This is a genomic window from Pseudidiomarina woesei (assembly GCF_001418345.1).
GTDB lineage: Bacteria > Pseudomonadota > Gammaproteobacteria > Enterobacterales > Alteromonadaceae > Pseudidiomarina > Pseudidiomarina woesei.
Genome location: NZ_LIPW01000005.1, coordinates 92,890 through 109,171 on the forward strand (window position 1 = coordinate 92,890; position 16,282 = coordinate 109,171).

Annotated in this window: 18 protein-coding genes; 9 read left to right on the plus strand and 9 right to left on the minus strand. The window is 48.6% G+C overall.

The window, feature by feature from the left end:
- Positions 1-117 precede the first annotated feature (117 nt).
- Positions 118-744, minus strand: a complete 627-nt coding sequence (locus ASC40_RS08915; RefSeq protein ID WP_055439456.1) for a c-type cytochrome — start codon at positions 742-744, stop codon at positions 118-120.
- Between the two features lie 114 nt (positions 745-858).
- Here ASC40_RS08915 and yihA point away from each other — a divergent pair, with 114 nt between their 5' ends.
- Together yihA and ASC40_RS08925 are read left to right on the plus strand one after the other, a co-directional pair.
- Positions 859-1,497, plus strand: a complete 639-nt coding sequence (gene yihA / locus ASC40_RS08920; RefSeq protein WP_055439513.1) for a ribosome biogenesis GTP-binding protein YihA/YsxC — start codon at positions 859-861, stop codon at positions 1,495-1,497.
- Positions 1,484-2,389 carry a DMT family transporter gene (locus tag ASC40_RS08925; RefSeq protein ID WP_055439457.1) on the plus strand — a complete coding sequence of 302 codons (906 nt, stop codon included), beginning with the start codon at positions 1,484-1,486 and terminating at the stop codon, positions 2,387-2,389. Before yihA ends, ASC40_RS08925 begins: the two co-directional genes overlap by 14 nt.
- A 147-nt stretch (positions 2,390-2,536) precedes the next feature.
- Here the strand turns inward: ASC40_RS08925 and polA are convergent, their stop codons facing one another.
- On the minus strand, positions 2,537-5,326 hold the full coding sequence (polA, locus tag ASC40_RS08930) for a DNA polymerase I (RefSeq protein ID WP_055439514.1): 2,790 nt from the start codon (positions 5,324-5,326) through the stop codon (positions 2,537-2,539).
- 91 nt (positions 5,327-5,417) lie between these two features.
- Here polA and ASC40_RS11875 point away from each other — a divergent pair, with 91 nt between their 5' ends.
- Entirely contained in the window at positions 5,418-5,624 is a 207-nt protein-coding gene (locus ASC40_RS11875) for a hypothetical protein (protein ID WP_141656135.1), read from the plus strand.
- A 262-nt stretch (positions 5,625-5,886) separates the two neighbouring features.
- The gene (locus ASC40_RS08935) at positions 5,887-6,165 is read left to right on the plus strand and encodes a hypothetical protein (protein WP_055439458.1); all 279 of its coding nucleotides are present in this window, start codon (positions 5,887-5,889) and stop codon (positions 6,163-6,165) included.
- 16 nt (positions 6,166-6,181) lie between these two features.
- Here the strand turns inward: ASC40_RS08935 and aroE are convergent, their stop codons facing one another.
- The gene (gene aroE, locus ASC40_RS08940; protein ID WP_055439459.1) at positions 6,182-7,018 is read right to left on the minus strand and encodes a shikimate dehydrogenase; all 837 of its coding nucleotides are present in this window, start codon (positions 7,016-7,018) and stop codon (positions 6,182-6,184) included.
- On the opposite strand from aroE, the gene ASC40_RS08945 reads away from it, so the two are divergent.
- Positions 7,017-7,433: a group II truncated hemoglobin gene (locus ASC40_RS08945; RefSeq protein ID WP_055439460.1), complete on the plus strand. Its 417-nt coding sequence runs from the start codon at positions 7,017-7,019 to the stop codon at positions 7,431-7,433. The two genes, aroE and ASC40_RS08945, sit on opposite strands and share 2 nt — an antisense overlap.
- Here ASC40_RS08945 and hemF read toward each other — a convergent pair.
- Genes hemF through ASC40_RS08975 form a run of 6 tightly spaced genes read right to left on the minus strand, consistent with a single transcriptional unit; the run spans position 7,430 to position 12,002 of the window.
- The gene (gene hemF, locus ASC40_RS08950; protein WP_055439461.1) at positions 7,430-8,347 is read right to left on the minus strand and encodes an oxygen-dependent coproporphyrinogen oxidase; all 918 of its coding nucleotides are present in this window, start codon (positions 8,345-8,347) and stop codon (positions 7,430-7,432) included. The genes ASC40_RS08945 and hemF overlap by 4 nt on opposite strands.
- Positions 8,348-8,349: 2 nt before the next feature.
- A complete protein-coding gene (gene tsaC, locus ASC40_RS08955; protein WP_055439462.1) occupies positions 8,350-8,916 on the minus strand; it encodes an L-threonylcarbamoyladenylate synthase type 1 TsaC in 567 nt (188 codons plus the stop codon).
- Between the two features lie 41 nt (positions 8,917-8,957).
- Positions 8,958-9,353, minus strand: coding sequence for a DNA topoisomerase family protein (locus ASC40_RS08960; RefSeq protein ID WP_055439463.1), 396 nt, complete (start codon positions 9,351-9,353; stop codon positions 8,958-8,960).
- Positions 9,354-9,827, minus strand: coding sequence for a DUF494 family protein (locus ASC40_RS08965; protein ID WP_055439464.1), 474 nt, complete (start codon positions 9,825-9,827; stop codon positions 9,354-9,356). It abuts the gene before it with no gap.
- Positions 9,828-9,829: 2 nt separating this feature from the next.
- Entirely contained in the window at positions 9,830-10,885 is a 1,056-nt protein-coding gene (dprA, locus tag ASC40_RS08970) for a DNA-processing protein DprA (protein WP_055439465.1), read from the minus strand.
- A 31-nt stretch (positions 10,886-10,916) separates the two neighbouring features.
- Positions 10,917-12,002, minus strand: coding sequence for a LysM peptidoglycan-binding domain-containing protein (locus tag ASC40_RS08975; RefSeq protein ID WP_055439466.1), 1,086 nt, complete (start codon positions 12,000-12,002; stop codon positions 10,917-10,919).
- Positions 12,003-12,083: 81 nt separating this feature from the next.
- Here ASC40_RS08975 and def point away from each other — a divergent pair, with 81 nt between their 5' ends.
- The 4 genes from def to trkA are packed head-to-tail and all read left to right on the plus strand — an operon-like array spanning position 12,084 to position 16,260.
- A complete protein-coding gene (def, locus tag ASC40_RS08980) occupies positions 12,084-12,587 on the plus strand; it encodes a peptide deformylase (protein ID WP_055439467.1) in 504 nt (167 codons plus the stop codon).
- Positions 12,588-12,605: 18 nt separating this feature from the next.
- A complete protein-coding gene (gene fmt / locus ASC40_RS08985) occupies positions 12,606-13,577 on the plus strand; it encodes a methionyl-tRNA formyltransferase (RefSeq protein ID WP_055439468.1) in 972 nt (323 codons plus the stop codon).
- The gene (rsmB, locus tag ASC40_RS08990; RefSeq protein ID WP_055439469.1) at positions 13,574-14,887 is read left to right on the plus strand and encodes a 16S rRNA (cytosine(967)-C(5))-methyltransferase RsmB; all 1,314 of its coding nucleotides are present in this window, start codon (positions 13,574-13,576) and stop codon (positions 14,885-14,887) included. The genes fmt and rsmB overlap by 4 nt, the downstream gene beginning before the upstream one ends.
- Positions 14,884-16,260, plus strand: coding sequence for a Trk system potassium transporter TrkA (trkA, locus tag ASC40_RS08995; protein WP_055439470.1), 1,377 nt, complete (start codon positions 14,884-14,886; stop codon positions 16,258-16,260). Before rsmB ends, trkA begins: the two co-directional genes overlap by 4 nt.
- Positions 16,261-16,282 lie beyond the last annotated feature (22 nt).

A 16,282-nucleotide genomic window follows, 5' to 3' on the forward strand; every position in this document is an offset into this window, starting at 1 on the left:
TTCTAAAAACGAGTTTCTTTATTACTTTTTGTCCAAGTCCGCGTAAACAGAGCGATTTTGTGACTGTTTTTTTGCAACAAAAAAACAAAAAAGGCAGCGAAAGCTGCCTTTTTCTGCTTAGTACAAGCCTTGAATATACTGCGAAAGAATCTCGATATCTTTGTCAGTTAGCTTGCTAGCCACGTCGCGCATCATGTTATTCATGTCGTTTGCACGCTCACCACTGCGGAACAATTCTAACTGGGCTTTGGTATAAGCAGCGTGTTGACCAGAAATATCTGGGAAGTTGGCCAATGCCATACCGTCGCCACGCGGACCATGACAAGCCGCACAAGCCGCAATGCCGCGAGACTCATCGCCGGCAACAAAAAGCTTCTTGCCAGCAGCAATCACGTCTTCAGGGGCGCTACCGCCTTCCATTTCTTGTAAAGCGTAATACGCCGCCAAGTCCGCCATGTCTTGCTCACTCAGCATCATGACTTGACCTTGCATGATGGCGTTAACACGGCCTTGCTCGCCGCCAGTTTCAGCTGCAAGCTTATAATCTTTTAACTGTTTGAACAGGTAGCCCTCATGCTGGCCGGCAATTTTCGGATACATGTCTGATGGCGCATTACCATCGGGCCCGTGACAAGCGCTACATACCGCTGCTTTTTGTTGTCCTGCTTCAGCGTCACCGGTTGCTGCCATAGCGACACCTGTTAAGCCAAGGTACAGGCCGACGAACATTGCGATTTTTTTCATGATCGATATCTCTGCTCTGGATGTTGTAACAGACGCTATTTTACACAAAAGTTGTAAGGATTAAACGTCTAATCATGATACTATGTGGTTTCAATTGAGGTCTTAAACACGTCTATGAACACCACGTTGAACTTTCAACCCACAAAATTTATCACGAGCGCTGCGAATATTCGACAGTTGCCTGACGATGCCGGCGTCGAAATTGCGTTCGCTGGTCGCTCCAATGCAGGTAAATCAAGCGCATTAAATACTATTACGCGCCAAAAAGCATTAGCGCGCACCAGTAAAACGCCTGGCCGCACGCAACTTATTAATGTGTTTGAAGTTACTGAAGGTAAACGCTTAATCGATTTGCCAGGCTACGGCTATGCCAAAGTGCCGTTGGCGGTAAAAGAAAAATGGAACTTGGCGCTTAGCGAATACTTACAGAAACGTCAGTCGTTGCGTGGCCTTGTATTATTGATGGATATTCGTCACCCATACCGTGACACCGATCAGGATTTACTGCATTGGGCAACCGACTGCGGTATTCCGGTGCTGGTGTTGCTAACCAAAGCCGATAAGTTAAAGCCTAGCCAGCGTAAAAGCACGCTGCTACAGGCTCGTGAAGCCGCGTTAGTGTTTGGTGATGGTGTTCAGGTAGAAATGTTCTCGTCGCACAATAAATTAGGTCTACCTCAAGTTGAGGTTATTCTTTCCAACTGGCTGAACACCCCAGCAGATGCAACGGTTAACGCCGATGCAGCAGAGTGAAGCACCTCCACTAAAAGCTTGGTTACTATTGTTGCTGCTCGCAATGATTTGGGGCAGCTCATTTATTCTCATTAAAAAAGGCCTAATTGCCTTTCGCCCCGATCAACTCGCTGCCATCCGCATTGCCTCGGCAGGTTTCGTGTTACTGCCATTTTTAATGCGTCGATTTAGAATCGTGCAACGGCATCACTGGCCAAAACTAATTTCGGTTGGGCTCGTTGGTAGTTTTATTCCGGCATTTTTATTTGCTTTCGCACAAACACAGCTTCCTAGTGGCGTCACTGGCGTTCTGAATACCTTTACCCCGCTTGCGACATTGCTCATTGGTGTACTGATTTTTCAACAGATAGTCGCGCTACAACAATGGGTTGGTGTTCTCATTGGGTTGGCCGGCACTGTCATTTTAATAACCGCGAATGCCAACGGTGACTTTCAATTTAATGCTTATGCGTTGCTCATTATATTGGCAACGGTTTGTTACGGAATTAACCTTAACCTTATCAAGCACCATATTCCCGACCTAGGCGCGCTAACCATTACCGGGGTTAGCCTGTTTTTAGTAGCGCCGCCGGCGTTGATTTATTTACTGGCCGCAACCCCGTTCATTGAGCAGCTTGCTACGCAACCTGACTCTTATTTTTCACTTTCGGCTATTCTTTTGCTTGGGGTGGTTGGCACCGCAATGGCATTAGTTATTTTCAATACAGTTGTAAAAATAACAGATACCACCTTCACGAGCTCAGTCACCTATTTAATTCCCATAGTGGCGCTTATACTTGGCGTGATTGATGGCGAACCGTTTCTCGCCGAGCACGCCATTGGCATGGCGGCTATTTTAACCGGCGTTTTTGTTGCCAACCGCCGTGCGCAGAAAAGAAAAAGCCCGGCATAAAGCCGGGCAAAAGTTCTTACAATCCAGGGAGAGAACATCTCAGAAAGGTAATGACAAACGAACCGAGTTCATTTAATGCGCCTTTCACATGTTCAGACTGGCTGTTCAAAAATTAGTTCAAAAAAAATTTTGATAAATTCAAATTTTTTAATGAGCCTCGTCCCAATTATCGCCAACACCAGCTTCGGCAATTAACGGAACCTTCAGTTCAGCGGCGTTTTCCATAATTTCAACAAGCTTATTTTTATAGTCCACTACCTTGTCTTCACGAACCTCAAATACTAATTCATCGTGCACTTGCATGATCATCCAAACATCATCGGCGGGCACCTGCTCGTGCAAATAACGATGCACAGCTATCATGGCGCGCTTGATAATGTCCGCCGCGGTACCTTGCATAGGTGCGTTAATTGCAGCCCGCTCTGCTGCTTTGCGGCGCATTCCATTTTGCGATTTAATTTCTGGCAATTGTAAGCGGCGACCATAGATGGTCTCCACATAGCCATCTCGCTTCGCTTGCTGCCGCGTTGCTTCCATATATTTCAAAACACCAGGGAAACGGTCGAAGTATTTGTCCATATAGTCTTGCGCTTCTTGGCGCGGAATATCGAGCTGCCGAGCCAACCCAAACGCAGACATGCCGTAAATAAGACCAAAGTTAACGGCTTTCGCGCGACGGCGCTGCTCGCTGGTTACTTGCTCTAACGGTACACCAAATACTTCAGCAGCGGTGGCCTTGTGAATATCTCGGCCTTTCGAAAAGGCATCAACCAACGCATTATCACCTGACAAATGCGCCATAATCCGTAATTCAATTTGGCTGTAGTCTATGGCCATAATTTTGTAGCCATCAGGCGCCGTGAAAGCTTTTCGCACACGTCGACCCGCTTCGGTACGAATTGGAATATTTTGCAAGTTCGGGTCGCTTGAAGATAACCGCCCTGTCGCTGTCACCGCTTGATGATACGACGTGTGTATGCGTTGCGTGCGCGGGTTCACCATTTTAGGTAACTTGTCGGTATAGGTCGACTTGAGCTTACTCAAACCACGGTGACTCATGATCACATTCGGTAAAGGATAGTCGAGCGCCAATTCTTGCAATACTTCTTCAGCTGTTGAAGGGGCGCCCTTGGGCGTCTTTTTAAGTATCGGTAGCTGTAACTTTTCAAACAAAATTTGCTGCAGCTGTTTGGTCGAACTTAAGTTAAATTCTTCGCCGGCAATATCATAAGCCTGCTTTTCTAAGTTTTGCAGCTCCATCGCTATTTCATGACTTTGCCGTGCTAACAATTGCGCGTCTACTTGTACGCCATGCTGCTCCATATCTACTAGCACGGGCACCAGCGGCAACTCTATGGTTTCGAGCACGTGCATTAACGACTTTTCAGCGCTAACTGTTTGCCATAACTTCAAATGTAGCTGCAGCGTCACGTCAGCATCTTCGGCGGCATAAGGCGCCGCCTGCTCTAGCGCAATTTGGTTGAAGGTAATTTGTTTCGCGCCTTTGCCGGCAATGTCTTCAAATGCAATGGGCTTATGACCTAGGTACTGCAAACTCAGGCTGTCCATGTCATGTCGCGAGCCTGTGCTGTTATACACATACGAAGCCAGCATAGTGTCATTGGCAATAGCACCGAGATTAATGTCATAACTACGCAAAATATGGCTGTCGTACTTGAGGTTTTGGCCAATGAGTTTTGGTTTGCTGTCGGTCAATAACGGCTTAAGCTGAGCTAGCACATCGGCTCGGTCTAATTGGTCCGGCGCACCAGGATAGTCATGTGCTACTGGAATATAACAAGCGCGGCCTGGCTCAATTGCAAACGACAGTCCAACTAACTCGGCTTCCATATAGTTCAAACTGGTGGTTTCGGTATCAAACGCAAACTGCTCGGCTTGTTCTAGGGCTTTTATCCACTTATGAAGCTGCTCTTGAGTTGTCACAACTTCATAACCATCGTGGCTTACGGCGGTTTCTACTAGTGCTTGTGCTGGCTGTTCATGGCCCGACGCTTGGTCGCTAGCAGCACCCTCTTCTAACACCTCTGCTAACCAACGACGAAACTCACATTGTTTATATAATTCAATAAGTTGGTTGGTATCGGCTGGTTGAATGGTCAGCTCGTCCGGCTTAAAATCGAGCGGCACGTCTAACTTAATGGTTGCTAATTCGCGCGACATCAGCAACGTATCTTTGTGCTCTTCAAGCTTTTCCGGCATGGTTTTCGAACCACGAAAACCAAGTTCTTTAATTGCCTCAGGGTCGGCCAACATTGCATCAATTGAGCCCATGCCTTGCAACATGGCTAAGGCGGTTTTCTCCCCAACTTTCGGCAGGCCTGGAATATTGTCAGAGCTATCCCCCATCAACGACAGCAAATCGATCATCTGCTCGGGTTTCACGCCATATTTTTCCACCACTCCGTCGTAATCCAACAAGGTGTCGGTCATGGTGTTAATTAACATGACATGATCGTTTACCAACTGCGCCATGTCTTTATCACCAGTACTTATTAGCGTGAAGCGCCCCTCAGCGCTAGCCTGCTGAGCTAGCGTGCCAATAACATCGTCGGCCTCTACGTTATCAATGCATAACAAGGGCAAACCTAGGGCTTGCACAATTTTGTGCAGTGGCGCTATTTGACTGCGCAAATCATCAGGCATTGGTGGGCGATGGGCTTTGTACTCGGCGTAAATGTCGTTACGAAAAGTTGTGCCTTTCGCATCAAACACCACCGCCATATGTGACGGCTTGTACTTTTTCAACAAGCTACGCAGCATATTTACTACGCCGTAAATTGCGCCAGTGGGCTCTCCAGCCGAATTCGTCAAATGTGGCGGTGCATAAAATGCACGGAATAAATAGGAAGAGCCGTCAACCAAAACAAACGGATTTTCTGGAACCGTCAATGGTGCTTTCGAAGATGTTTGCGACATGCTGTAAATCTCAGGTATTTGCGATTGCGCTAGCATGCCATAGCTAGCTTTTGTTCGCTACTCACGGGGCTTGGCAATATGTGGATACGCTGTGGATAAGTCTGTTGAAAACGATAAATCCCGCCAGTTAAAGATCATTGATCTCTGGCGTGCTGATTTTTCTAAATGTCTTGAAAAACAAGGGGTTCGAAGAAATCCTGAAGCCCTAACTGCGTTTTATTCTTATTTTGTATCAGCTGTGGAAACTGATTTTTGCCCTCGCCAACATGAGGATCATGTTTTTGAGCGAGCTTTTTGATTCAATTTGAATCGAACAGAAAGACTAACACATTGTTGGTTGATTGCCAGTACCAAATTGAAATTTTTTAGAACAATTTTTGCGCGTTCGCTGACGACTATATGCGCAAAAGGAATCAACATTGATTAAGTTTTTCTATATACTGCTTGTCATAGTTCTTGCAAAAGCAATGTGAACTAATGTTTACTAGCTACTGATATATTTGCTCGCGACGTATTTTCGCATAGTATATAAATTATCCAGCCAAACAAAACGTGGTGTTATGGAAACAGAAACGATGAACCTAACCAAAGAAGAGCTGCGCCAACTCGAGGATTTCGAGCGTCGTCGCATCGCTTTAAACCAAACTGAATGGTGGGAACGGTTATCCATGGACCAGAAATTTGGCGTGTACCAATTACAAAAATTCGGTTTTGACCTCGCCTTTATTCGCAACACCGACGATGGCCCGTTAGCGGTTGTGCGCCGCGGCAGCGAGTTTGCCACGGTCAACCATGAGGGCGATGTTGATTTAAGTCCTAATATTATTTTACGCGACTAATCTCCATTGAAACCCTTTACCCGTTTAGTTGTGCGCGCAACTGTTCTATAACTTGTTGGGTGTTCACCTGCTGCAAGTCATGCCAGAGTTTAAATGCAACTGCAGCCTGCTCGACTAACATACCGAGCCCGTCAAACACATTGTTAACCCCTGCGTTTTGCGCTTGCTGCATGAATACCGTGGGCTCAGCGCCATACATCATGTCATACGCACAGTCAGCCTTACCGAGTTCGGCCGCTGCTATCGGCAATAACGCCGCTGCTGACTTGTCCGTTAAAGAAATACTGGTTGCATTGATTACCAAAGCACCTTTGGGTATCGCTAATGCATCAAAGGTGCAAGCAGTAACACGGCTGTCTTGGCTGTCTTGCGCAAGCTGTTCAGCGCGCGCTGTGGTTCTGTTCACAATAGTGATAGATGCCACCGGCTGCTCCAACAACGCATACAGAGCACCGCGCGCGGCGCCTCCCGCGCCCAGCAAAACCACCTGCCGTTGATTAAGTTGTTGGTGACAATTCACCTGTAAGTCGGTGATTAAGCCGATTCCGTCTGTATTGTCGCCAAGTAGCTGGCCAAGCCCCAAAGGAATGAGCGTGTTCACCGCTCGCGCTTTTGCCGCTCGCGCTGTAAGGTGGGTAGCTAACTCATAAGCAGCCTGTTTGAAAGGTACGGTTACGTTCGCACCGGCACCGCCGCAATAAAAGAAATCACTGACTGCGCGACGAAACTGGCCCGCCGATGTTAAACTGCGCGTATAAAGTATGCCCAAACCATGCTGCGCGGCAAATGCATCATGAATTTGGGGTGACAAACTGTGTGCAACCGGATTTCCAAATACTGTAAAAAACGCCATGTTTAATTTCCTCAAAAGTAGCCAGCGCGCCACTGGGCCGCAAACATTTTATCAACAACTTGGCGGCGAGAGCGCCGTGCGTGCAATAGCTAACGGTTTTTATGATGTCATGGAGCACGACCCGCGCGCAAAAGAATTATTGGCAATGCATCCGCAACCGCTAGATGCTATTCGTGAGAAGTTTTTTGAATTTCTAAGTGGCTGGTTCGGCGGCCCAGCATTGTTTGAGGAAAAATACGGGCACCCTCGTTTGCGGGCTCGCCATATGCCCTTTTCAATTGACGAGCGTATGCGTGACCAGTGGCTGCTGTGCATGTACCAAGTACTTGATGAGCAGGTTCAAGACGACCTATTAAAGATTCAATTGCGCGCCCAGTTTACCAACTTGGCGCACCACATGATTAACACCAATTAAAGCTCTTGTAGCCAGTCTCTAGGGCGCAAATAGTCGCTATAAAGTTTAGCTTCTGCGCTGCCAGGCTCTGGCTCAAAACCGTATTCCCAGCGCGCCAGCGGTGGCATTGACATAAGAATAGACTCTGTTCGGCCGCCAGTTTGTAGGCCAAACAAGGTGCCACGGTCCCATACCAAGTTGAATTCCACATAGCGGCCACGGCGATATAACTGAAACTCGCGTTCGCGCTCGCCGTATGGTGTGTCTTTTCGGCGTGCAATGATAGGTAAGTAGGCATTGAGATAAGCGTCGCCTACCGAGCGCATAATTGCGAAGCTTTCTTCAAACCCTCGTTGGTTTAGGTCGTCGAAAAACAAACCGCCGACACCGCGGGTTTCACCGCGATGCTTGAGCCAAAAATAGTCATCGCACCATTGTTTAAATTTGGGGTACAGCTCTTCACCAAAGGGCTGTAAAGCGTCATAAGCCACTTGATGCCAATGTTTAATGTCTTCGTCGAACGGGTAAAACGGCGTTAAGTCAAAACCACCGCCAAACCACCATACCGGCTCAGCACCTTGTTTTTCGGCAATGAAAAATCGAACATTTGCATGGCTAGTCGGCACATAAGGATTACGCGGGTGCATAACAAGTGACACCCCACACGCATTGAAGTTGCGCCCGGCTAATTCGGGCCGGTGAGCAGTTGCCGAAGCCGGCATTTGCTCGCCATACACATGCGAGTAACCCACACCTCCTTGTTCAAGCACGGCCCCTTCGCGCATGACGCGCGAACGACCACCGCCGCCGCCCGGACGCTGCCAAGAATCTTCAACAAATTTTCCAAGCCCATCCGCTTGTTCTAGTGCCGTACAAATACGGTCTTGTAAATCTTTCAAGTACTCGTTGACTTGCGCCAGCATAGAGTCATGCATAATTAATCCCGAAAAACTTGTTGAGTAAGTGGGTCAATGATTCGCGAAGGCTTACTGGCACCACCGGTCGGTGCGTCCATCACCCAAGCAACCTTGTCACCAAAAGCATCGCGTACGGCCGCAGCTTCGCACAGCGATGGCTGACCACTAATGTTGGCGCTGGTTGACACAATGGCGCTACCTAAGGCGCGACAGAGTTGGCGAGCTGGCTCGTGCGCGGTGACTCGCACAGCAATTTGATTATGGGCGCCACGCAACCAATCGGGCACATGAGGCGCGGCGGGAAGCAACAAAGTTACAGGCCCAGGCCAATGAGAAAATACCGAAAAGCGTTTGTCTTGCGGTATTTTTGCATCATCGACAAAAGATATAAGCTGACTATAGTCAGCTGCCAGTAGAATTAAGCCCTTTTCTTGTGGTCGCTGCTTAGCTTCTAGTAATTTTGATACCGCCAATTCATTCCGTGGGTCACACCCCAACCCGAAAACAGCTTCGGTTGGATATGCCAAAAGCTCGGCATTCTGAAACGCCTGTTTAGCCGCAAGCCACATGTCATTTTGTTCGGTCATTCAACTATTCTCTTGGTTAGTTGTTATATTTTGAATGGCTGTTATTTTATCGAAGATTTATAGTCACAGGAATCATCCGCGCAGATCCAGCGTTCACCCGCAGCGGTTTTTTTCTTCAGCAGCAATGGAAACTTACATTTGGGGCACGCCTCTTGCACTGGAGGCAAATTAACGGAGTACTTGCACTGAGGATATTGGTCGCAGGCATAAAACGAATTGCCAAACCGGCTCGTTTTTTGCACTAACTTACCCTGCTGACAGGCTGGGCAGGCGGCATCTGTGCCGGGGTCAAAATCAGCGGCAGTCATATAGTCGCAGTCGGGGTAACCACTGCAGCCAACATAAAGACCGAAGCGGCCTTTTTTAAGTTGCAGATCGCGCTCACACCGGGGGCAAGGCACGCCCAGCGACTGCGGCTCTAAAAAGTTATCGGTCATTTAATGCAATAAACCCTCGGGTTCCTCAAACAGCAAGCCTTCCATTTGATCATAAGCGTCTTCGTGCCCTGGTACATTAAACAGCACCATTAACACCACCCATTTCAAATCGTCCAGCGTAAATTGCTGAGTGTCTAGCTCCATAACACGGTCAATAACCATTTCGCGTGTGGCGAAGTCTAACACACCAAGGTTTTCAAGGTACATTAAGAACCCACGACTGGCACAATCCAGACGTGCAACTTCTTCGGCCGTAAAGACCCGTGTACTACTGTTCGGCGACTTATTCACGTATGGCAACGTTTGGCTATCTTGCAAGTCAGCCAAGCGCTCTAACCAGGCCAGAGCTTTGTGAATTTCTTGACGGTGAAACCCTGCACGCGTCAGTTCATCGGTAAGCTCGTCATGATTAACCACAACCTCCATGTCCGAATGAATAAAGTTCTCGAACAAGTACATGAGGATATCAAACATCGTTAGCGCCTCCCCATTTTTATATAACCACCTGTAACCGAGGTTACATGCCCTTCTAATTCAAGTAACACCAACTGTTCTGTAACAGTAGCAACCGGTAGTCCGCTGCGTGCCACAATAGTGTCGATTGAAGTAACCTCTAAACCCACATTAGCCAACAATTTGCGGTTTGCCAAGCTTCGCGAGCTATTTATTTGCGCACCCTGTGCGCCGTTTACTTCTTTTAAAGATGGAGGCACTGGCGGCAAATTCAACTCTTGTAAAATATCGTCCACTGTCGTGGCAATGGCGGCCCCCTCTTTTAGCAGCTTATGGCAACCACTATGCGCTATGTTCCATATCGAGCCGGGCACTGCCATCACCGTTTTTTGTTGCTCTCGTGCCAAGGCCGCAGTAACTAAGGTTCCGCTTTTATATTTGGCTTCAACAACAACCACTAGTTCGGCTAGTCCACTAAGAATACGATTGCGACGGGGAAAATGATCCTTCTTTGGTGGCATACCCGGCGCAAACTCGGTAATGACCAAACCACTTTGCATAATTTGCTGCTGCAATTGCCGATTGTGCAGCGGATAGTAAATATCTGGCCCTGTGCCAAGTACCGCTAGAGTTTTTCCCTCTGCCATGGCAGCCCGATGAGCCTCGGCGTCAATGCCCTTTGCCAAACCACTACTCACCACCAGCCCAACCCGCGCAAGCCCTCGCGCAAAATGGTTCGCTGTGTGCTGCCCCACGGGTGAGGCATTGCGGCTACCAATAATAGCGACCATGCGCGCCTGCAAGCAGCTTAAATCGCCATGAGCAAATAATACCAGCGGAGGGTCATTTATGTGCTTAAGCTGCTCAGGGTAGCGCTGGTCGCGCAAATGAATGACATGGCAATTGGGTTGTGCAGCCCAACGCTGCAGGCGCTCAACATAGGCCGGCGCAATGTTCACTGCGGGCAGTGGAGCTCGAATAAAAATTTGTTCAATTGAGCTTAAACTACGTAAATATTTACGATGGGTGCTCGGCGCACTCGCCATAGCAAGTAGCGCCTTCGCGGTTTCAGCTTCCATGCCGATAACCTCTCTTGTGAGTTATGAAAAATTAGAGTTTGAGTGGAATAAAATAGTCACCAATGCTCATCCATTCGCGTGAGCGAACCACAATGGCAAAGCTGGTTTGGTTCTGAACTTCAAGCACTAGCATTTGCGCTGTCGCAGACACTGGTAACTGCAACGTGTTGCGCCACAACCGCGAGATATGGTCAGCTGGCTTGTAGTAGTTCACTAAGGTTATTTCCTCGCCATCAACAAATAGCGTGGAACCCGGGCGCACGGCTTGATACATCTGGCCAACTTCAACGCCATGTTGACGCCCGCGATTAAGCACCACAACGTCATATGGGCCTTGCTCTTTGCGATTATTCAATGAGGCAATAATCTGACCGTCAAGCTGCCCACCTGATTCAGGCACAATGACGTCTGGAATATTTAACGGCTGTGAAGCCAGTAAATAGTCACCACGGCGAATTTCTCGTTGTATTCGGCTTAACTCACCTTCAGCAAGTTCGCCCGCATTGTACGTCACGGTGACATCTCCGACGTAACGCAGTAACTCACCACCTTCAATGGGTTCGACCGGCGTAAATGCGCTATAGGTGGTTTTTTCCACATCGCCTTTAATAAACACCGGCAACATACCGTTCACACGCGGTGCGCCGCGATTATCACCCAAAATTTGCGGCGTATTTTCTAACACTTCAGCGGTTAATACCCGATGTTCGGTTAACAATGGCGCCAGCATGTCGCGCGAGAAGGTCGGAATTGGGTTATCTTTGCTCTTCACTTGCCCTTCAGGCAACAAAGTTTTGTGCGCTTTACGTGTCAGTTGCGGCTTGCCATCTACCCAAACCAACAACAACCGGTCGCCGGGGTAAATTAAGTGTGGATTCGCAACCCCTTCGTTAATGCGCCAAAGCTCTGGCCAATACCAAGGATCATTGAGATACAATTCTGAGATATCCCACAACGTGTCGCCTTTTTTCACCACATATTCTTGGGGTGCGCCTTCACGAAGTTGCAGAATATTGCCTTTGGTTTGTTGAGTTTCAGACTGCGCCATAACAACATGCAGAGGTGAAACCAGCAGAAAACCGATTAATGCAATCGCCGGTAGTTGCCATTTAGTCATGTCGTGCTCCGTTGTAAAACCGTGTGTTCATCCTCAAATTACGTTAAAATCACGCAAGATGAAACTAGCGAATGAAAGGTTATGAGTAAATTAACAATTTTAAAATATCCCGACGAACGATTACGCACGGTCGCACAACCAATTAATACGGTTGACGATGCCCTGCGTGTCGACATCGATAATATGTTCGAAACCATGTACGACTCTAATGGCGTCGGCTTGGCGGCGACTCAGGTCGATATTCACAAGCGTCTGTTCATTGCTGACTGCAGTGAAGATCAGAACGAGCCACTGGTGTTTATTAACCCAGAGATTACAGCACAAGAAGGCCATTTCACCAATGAAGAGGGCTGCTTGTCGTTTCCGGGCGTTTACGCAAAAGTAGAACGCGCCGGTAAAGTCACTGTGCAAGCTCTTGATCGCCATGGTGAGTCGTTTAACTTAACCGCTGAAGGCTTGCTCGCCATCTGCATTCAGCACGAAATCGATCATCTTAATGGTAAGCTTTTCGTCGACTACTTGTCGCCGCTTAAACGTGACCGCATTCGTAAAAAACTCGAAAAAGAAGCGCGCCTTCAAGCCTAAAGGATAGCCAACATTAGCATGAATAAGTTACGCGTTGTTTTTGCCGGCACGCCCGAGTTTGCGGCTGACCACTTGCAAGCCCTTTTGAACGACTCAGCAATTGACGTTGTTGCGGTTTACACACAGCCTGATCGCCCAGCCGGCCGCGGCAAAAAGCTGCAAGCCAGCCCAGTTAAAATATTAGCCGAAGGGCATAGCTTGCCAGTGATGCAACCCGTCAACTTTAAAAATGACGAAGCCAAAGCGCAGCTAGCTGAATTCGCGGCTGACGTGATGGTTGTGGTGGCATATGGCTTATTACTGCCACAAGCCGTATTAGATATTCCGCGTTTAGGCTGCATTAATGTGCATGGGTCACTATTGCCGCGCTGGCGGGGCGCCGCACCCATTCAGCGCGCACTTTGGGCTGGAGATAGCGAAACCGGCGTTGCCGTGATGCAAATGGAGGCTGGCCTCGATACAGGCCCAGTGCTTCAAGAAGCTCGCTTAACCATTGAGGCTACCGATACTTCCGCGACGCTCTACAGCAAACTCGCGGTGCTAGGCCCACAAGCTTTAGTTGATACGCTTCACAATATAGAAAGCTGTCAAGCCAACGCTGCGGTGCAAGACAATGCCCTAGCTACCTATGCGAAAAAACTTAGCAAAGAAGAAGCCCAGCTAGACTGGAATCAACCCGCTGAGGTGCTCGAACGCTGGGTTCGTGCTTTTAACCCGTGGCCAATTTGCTGGCTAACGACAGTAACCGGCGATGTGGTGAAAGTATGGCAAGCCGATGTTGTGCCCAGCAACCAACAGCAAGCGGGCAGCATTATTCAGGCGGATAAAAGCGGCATTGTGATACAAACAGCGCAACACGCATTACGCTTGTTGCAGTTACAACCACCGGGTAAAAAGCCGATGGCCGCAGCCGACTTTCTGAATGGCCGCGCCGACTGGTTCAGTCCGGGACATGTTTTGACAAGCCCAGTAACCGAGACAACAGAATGACTCAACAACCGCTTCGTCCCGGAGCTGCAAGCAGAGCCGTCGCCGCCCAAGCTATCTTTCAGGTGGTTGAACAGGGGCGTTCGTTAAGCCAAGTGTTGCCCACGTTAAGCAGCCAACTTACGGCGCGAGACCGCGGTATGGCCCAAGCCTTAGCTTATGGTGTGCTGCGTTACTTACCGCAACTTAATTTCATGGTGGGCTCGTTACTCACGAAACCACTGAAAGGCGAATTAAAACTACTGCATTCACTACTTTTGGTTGGTGCCTACCAACTTGCCTACATGGGCTCAGCCGAGCACGCGGCCGTGTCCGCAACCGTCGACGCTGCATTGGTACTCAAACGCGCCAAACAAAAAGGCTTAGTTAATGGTGTACTGCGCAATATTCAGCGGCAATTGCCACAGTTATTGAAGCAGTTAGAGCAAAAACCAGCGCTGGCTCACGGCCATCCTCGCTGGCTTGCAGAGCGCATTGAAAAAGCCTACTCGGAACAAGCGACACGTATTTTTACGGCCAATAATGAACAAGCGCCAATGTGGCTGCGAATTAACACTCAAAAGACCAATCGAGCCGACTACATGCAGCTACTTCGCGCTGCTGACATTGCGGTGGTCGAAGACGCGCCACTGACAACAGCGATTTGCCTTGCTGAGCCGATAGATGTCTACAAATTACCGCACTTCAGTGATGGCTGGGTGTCGGTACAAGACATTGCTGCACAACACGCAGCATGGTTACTTGAGGCTCAAGCAGGCGAGAATATTCTCGACTGCTGTGCGGCGCCAGGCGGCAAAACGGCCCACATTTTAGAACAACAACCCACGGCCAAGGTTATGGCAATTGATGCTGATGCCAAACGCCTAGAGCGTGTGCACGAAAACTTGGCGCGGTTGCAGCTAAACGCGGACGTAAAAACGGCAGATGCAACAGCACCGGATGACTGGTGGAATGGTCAATTATTTGACCGCATTTTACTGGACGCCCCTTGCTCGGCAACAGGCGTCATTCGGCGCCACCCTGATATAAAGTGGTTACGCCGCAACGATGATATAGCGGAGCTTGCCGCGTTACAGGCACGAATTCTTGACGCTTTGTGGCCAACACTAAAACCCGGCGGCACTTTAGTTTACGCAACTTGTTCTATACTGCCTGAAGAAAATAGCCAACAGATTGAAGCGTTTAAGCAACGCCATATCGACGCCATAGCGGTTGCAACTAGCCCTCAAGGCAGCGTAGAGTGGCAATGGTTACCCGGAAGTGAGCATAACGGGGATGGTTTTTACTTCGCAAAACTGGAAAAGCGCACATGAAAATTGTCATTCTAGGTGGTGGACAAGTTGGCGGCACTCTAGCTGAAAACCTGGTCGGTGAAGATAACGATATCACCGTAGTAGATACCAACAAGGCTCGCCTAGAGGCATTATCCGAACTACACGACATACGTACCATTGAAGGTGAAGCTTCACACCCACGGGTGCTGCGCCAAGCCGGATGTGAAGACGCTGATATGCTCATTGCGGTAACCCCAAGTGACGAAACAAACATGCTCGCTTGCCAGATTGCTTATACGCTGTACCGCACTCCAAAGCGTATTGCTCGTATTCGCTCGCAAGAATATAGCGATTACAAAGACAAGCTTTTCCATAAAGACGACATTCCTGTTGACCACCTAATTTCGCCAGAGCAACAAGTAACACAATACATAAAACGACTGGTTGATTACCCGGGCGCATTGCAAGTTATGGAATTTGCTAGCGGCAGAGCTAGCCTTGTTGCGGTGCGCGCATACTATGGTGGTAAGCTAGTCGGCCACGCTATTTCAACTTTGAAGAGCCACATGCCTAACGTGGAAACTCGCGTTGCCGCAATTTTCCGCCAAGGCCAAGCGATAAAACCCATGGGCACCACCATTATCGAAGCGGGTGATGAAATATTCTTTATTGCCGACACTCGTTATGTGCGCATGGTAATGGAAGAAATGCAGAAGCTGGAAAACCAATATCGCCGTATTATGATTGCCGGTGGTGGCAATATTGGTGCCGGACTTGCAGCGTTACTGGAAGAAAATCATCGCGTTAAGCTTATTGAACGCGATAGCGACCGTGCCGAAATGCTCAATGAGCAGCTACAAAACACCACTATTTTGCAAGGTGATGCTTCTGACGAGCGCCTGCTCACCGAAGAGCACATTGAGGATATGGACGTATTCATTGCGGTAACCAACGACGATGAAGCTAATATTATGTCGTCAATGTTAGCTAAGCGCCTTGGAGCTAAGAAAACCATGGTTCTTATACAACGCCAGGCCTACGTCGATTTAGTGCAGGACAACGTCATTGATATTGCAGTGTCACCTCAGCGAGCTACAGTTTCGGCCTTGCTATCGCTGATTCGAAAAGGCGATATAGTAAATGCTTACTCACTCCGAAAGGGTGCTGCAGAGGCCATTGAAGCCATTGCCCACGGCGATGAAAAAACATCCAAAGTCATTGGTAAAACCATTGACGAAATTAAATTACCGCCAGGCACAACTATTGGTGCAATTGTACGCGGAAACGAAGTATTGATTGCTCACGATGACACCGTTTTGCAAGCCGATGACCACGTGATTCTATTCTTGGTTGACAAAAAGTATATTCGCGAAGTAGAACGTTTATTCCAACCAAGCGCCCTGTTCTTCTAGCGCTTGGCTGTTGTGCCGCTCG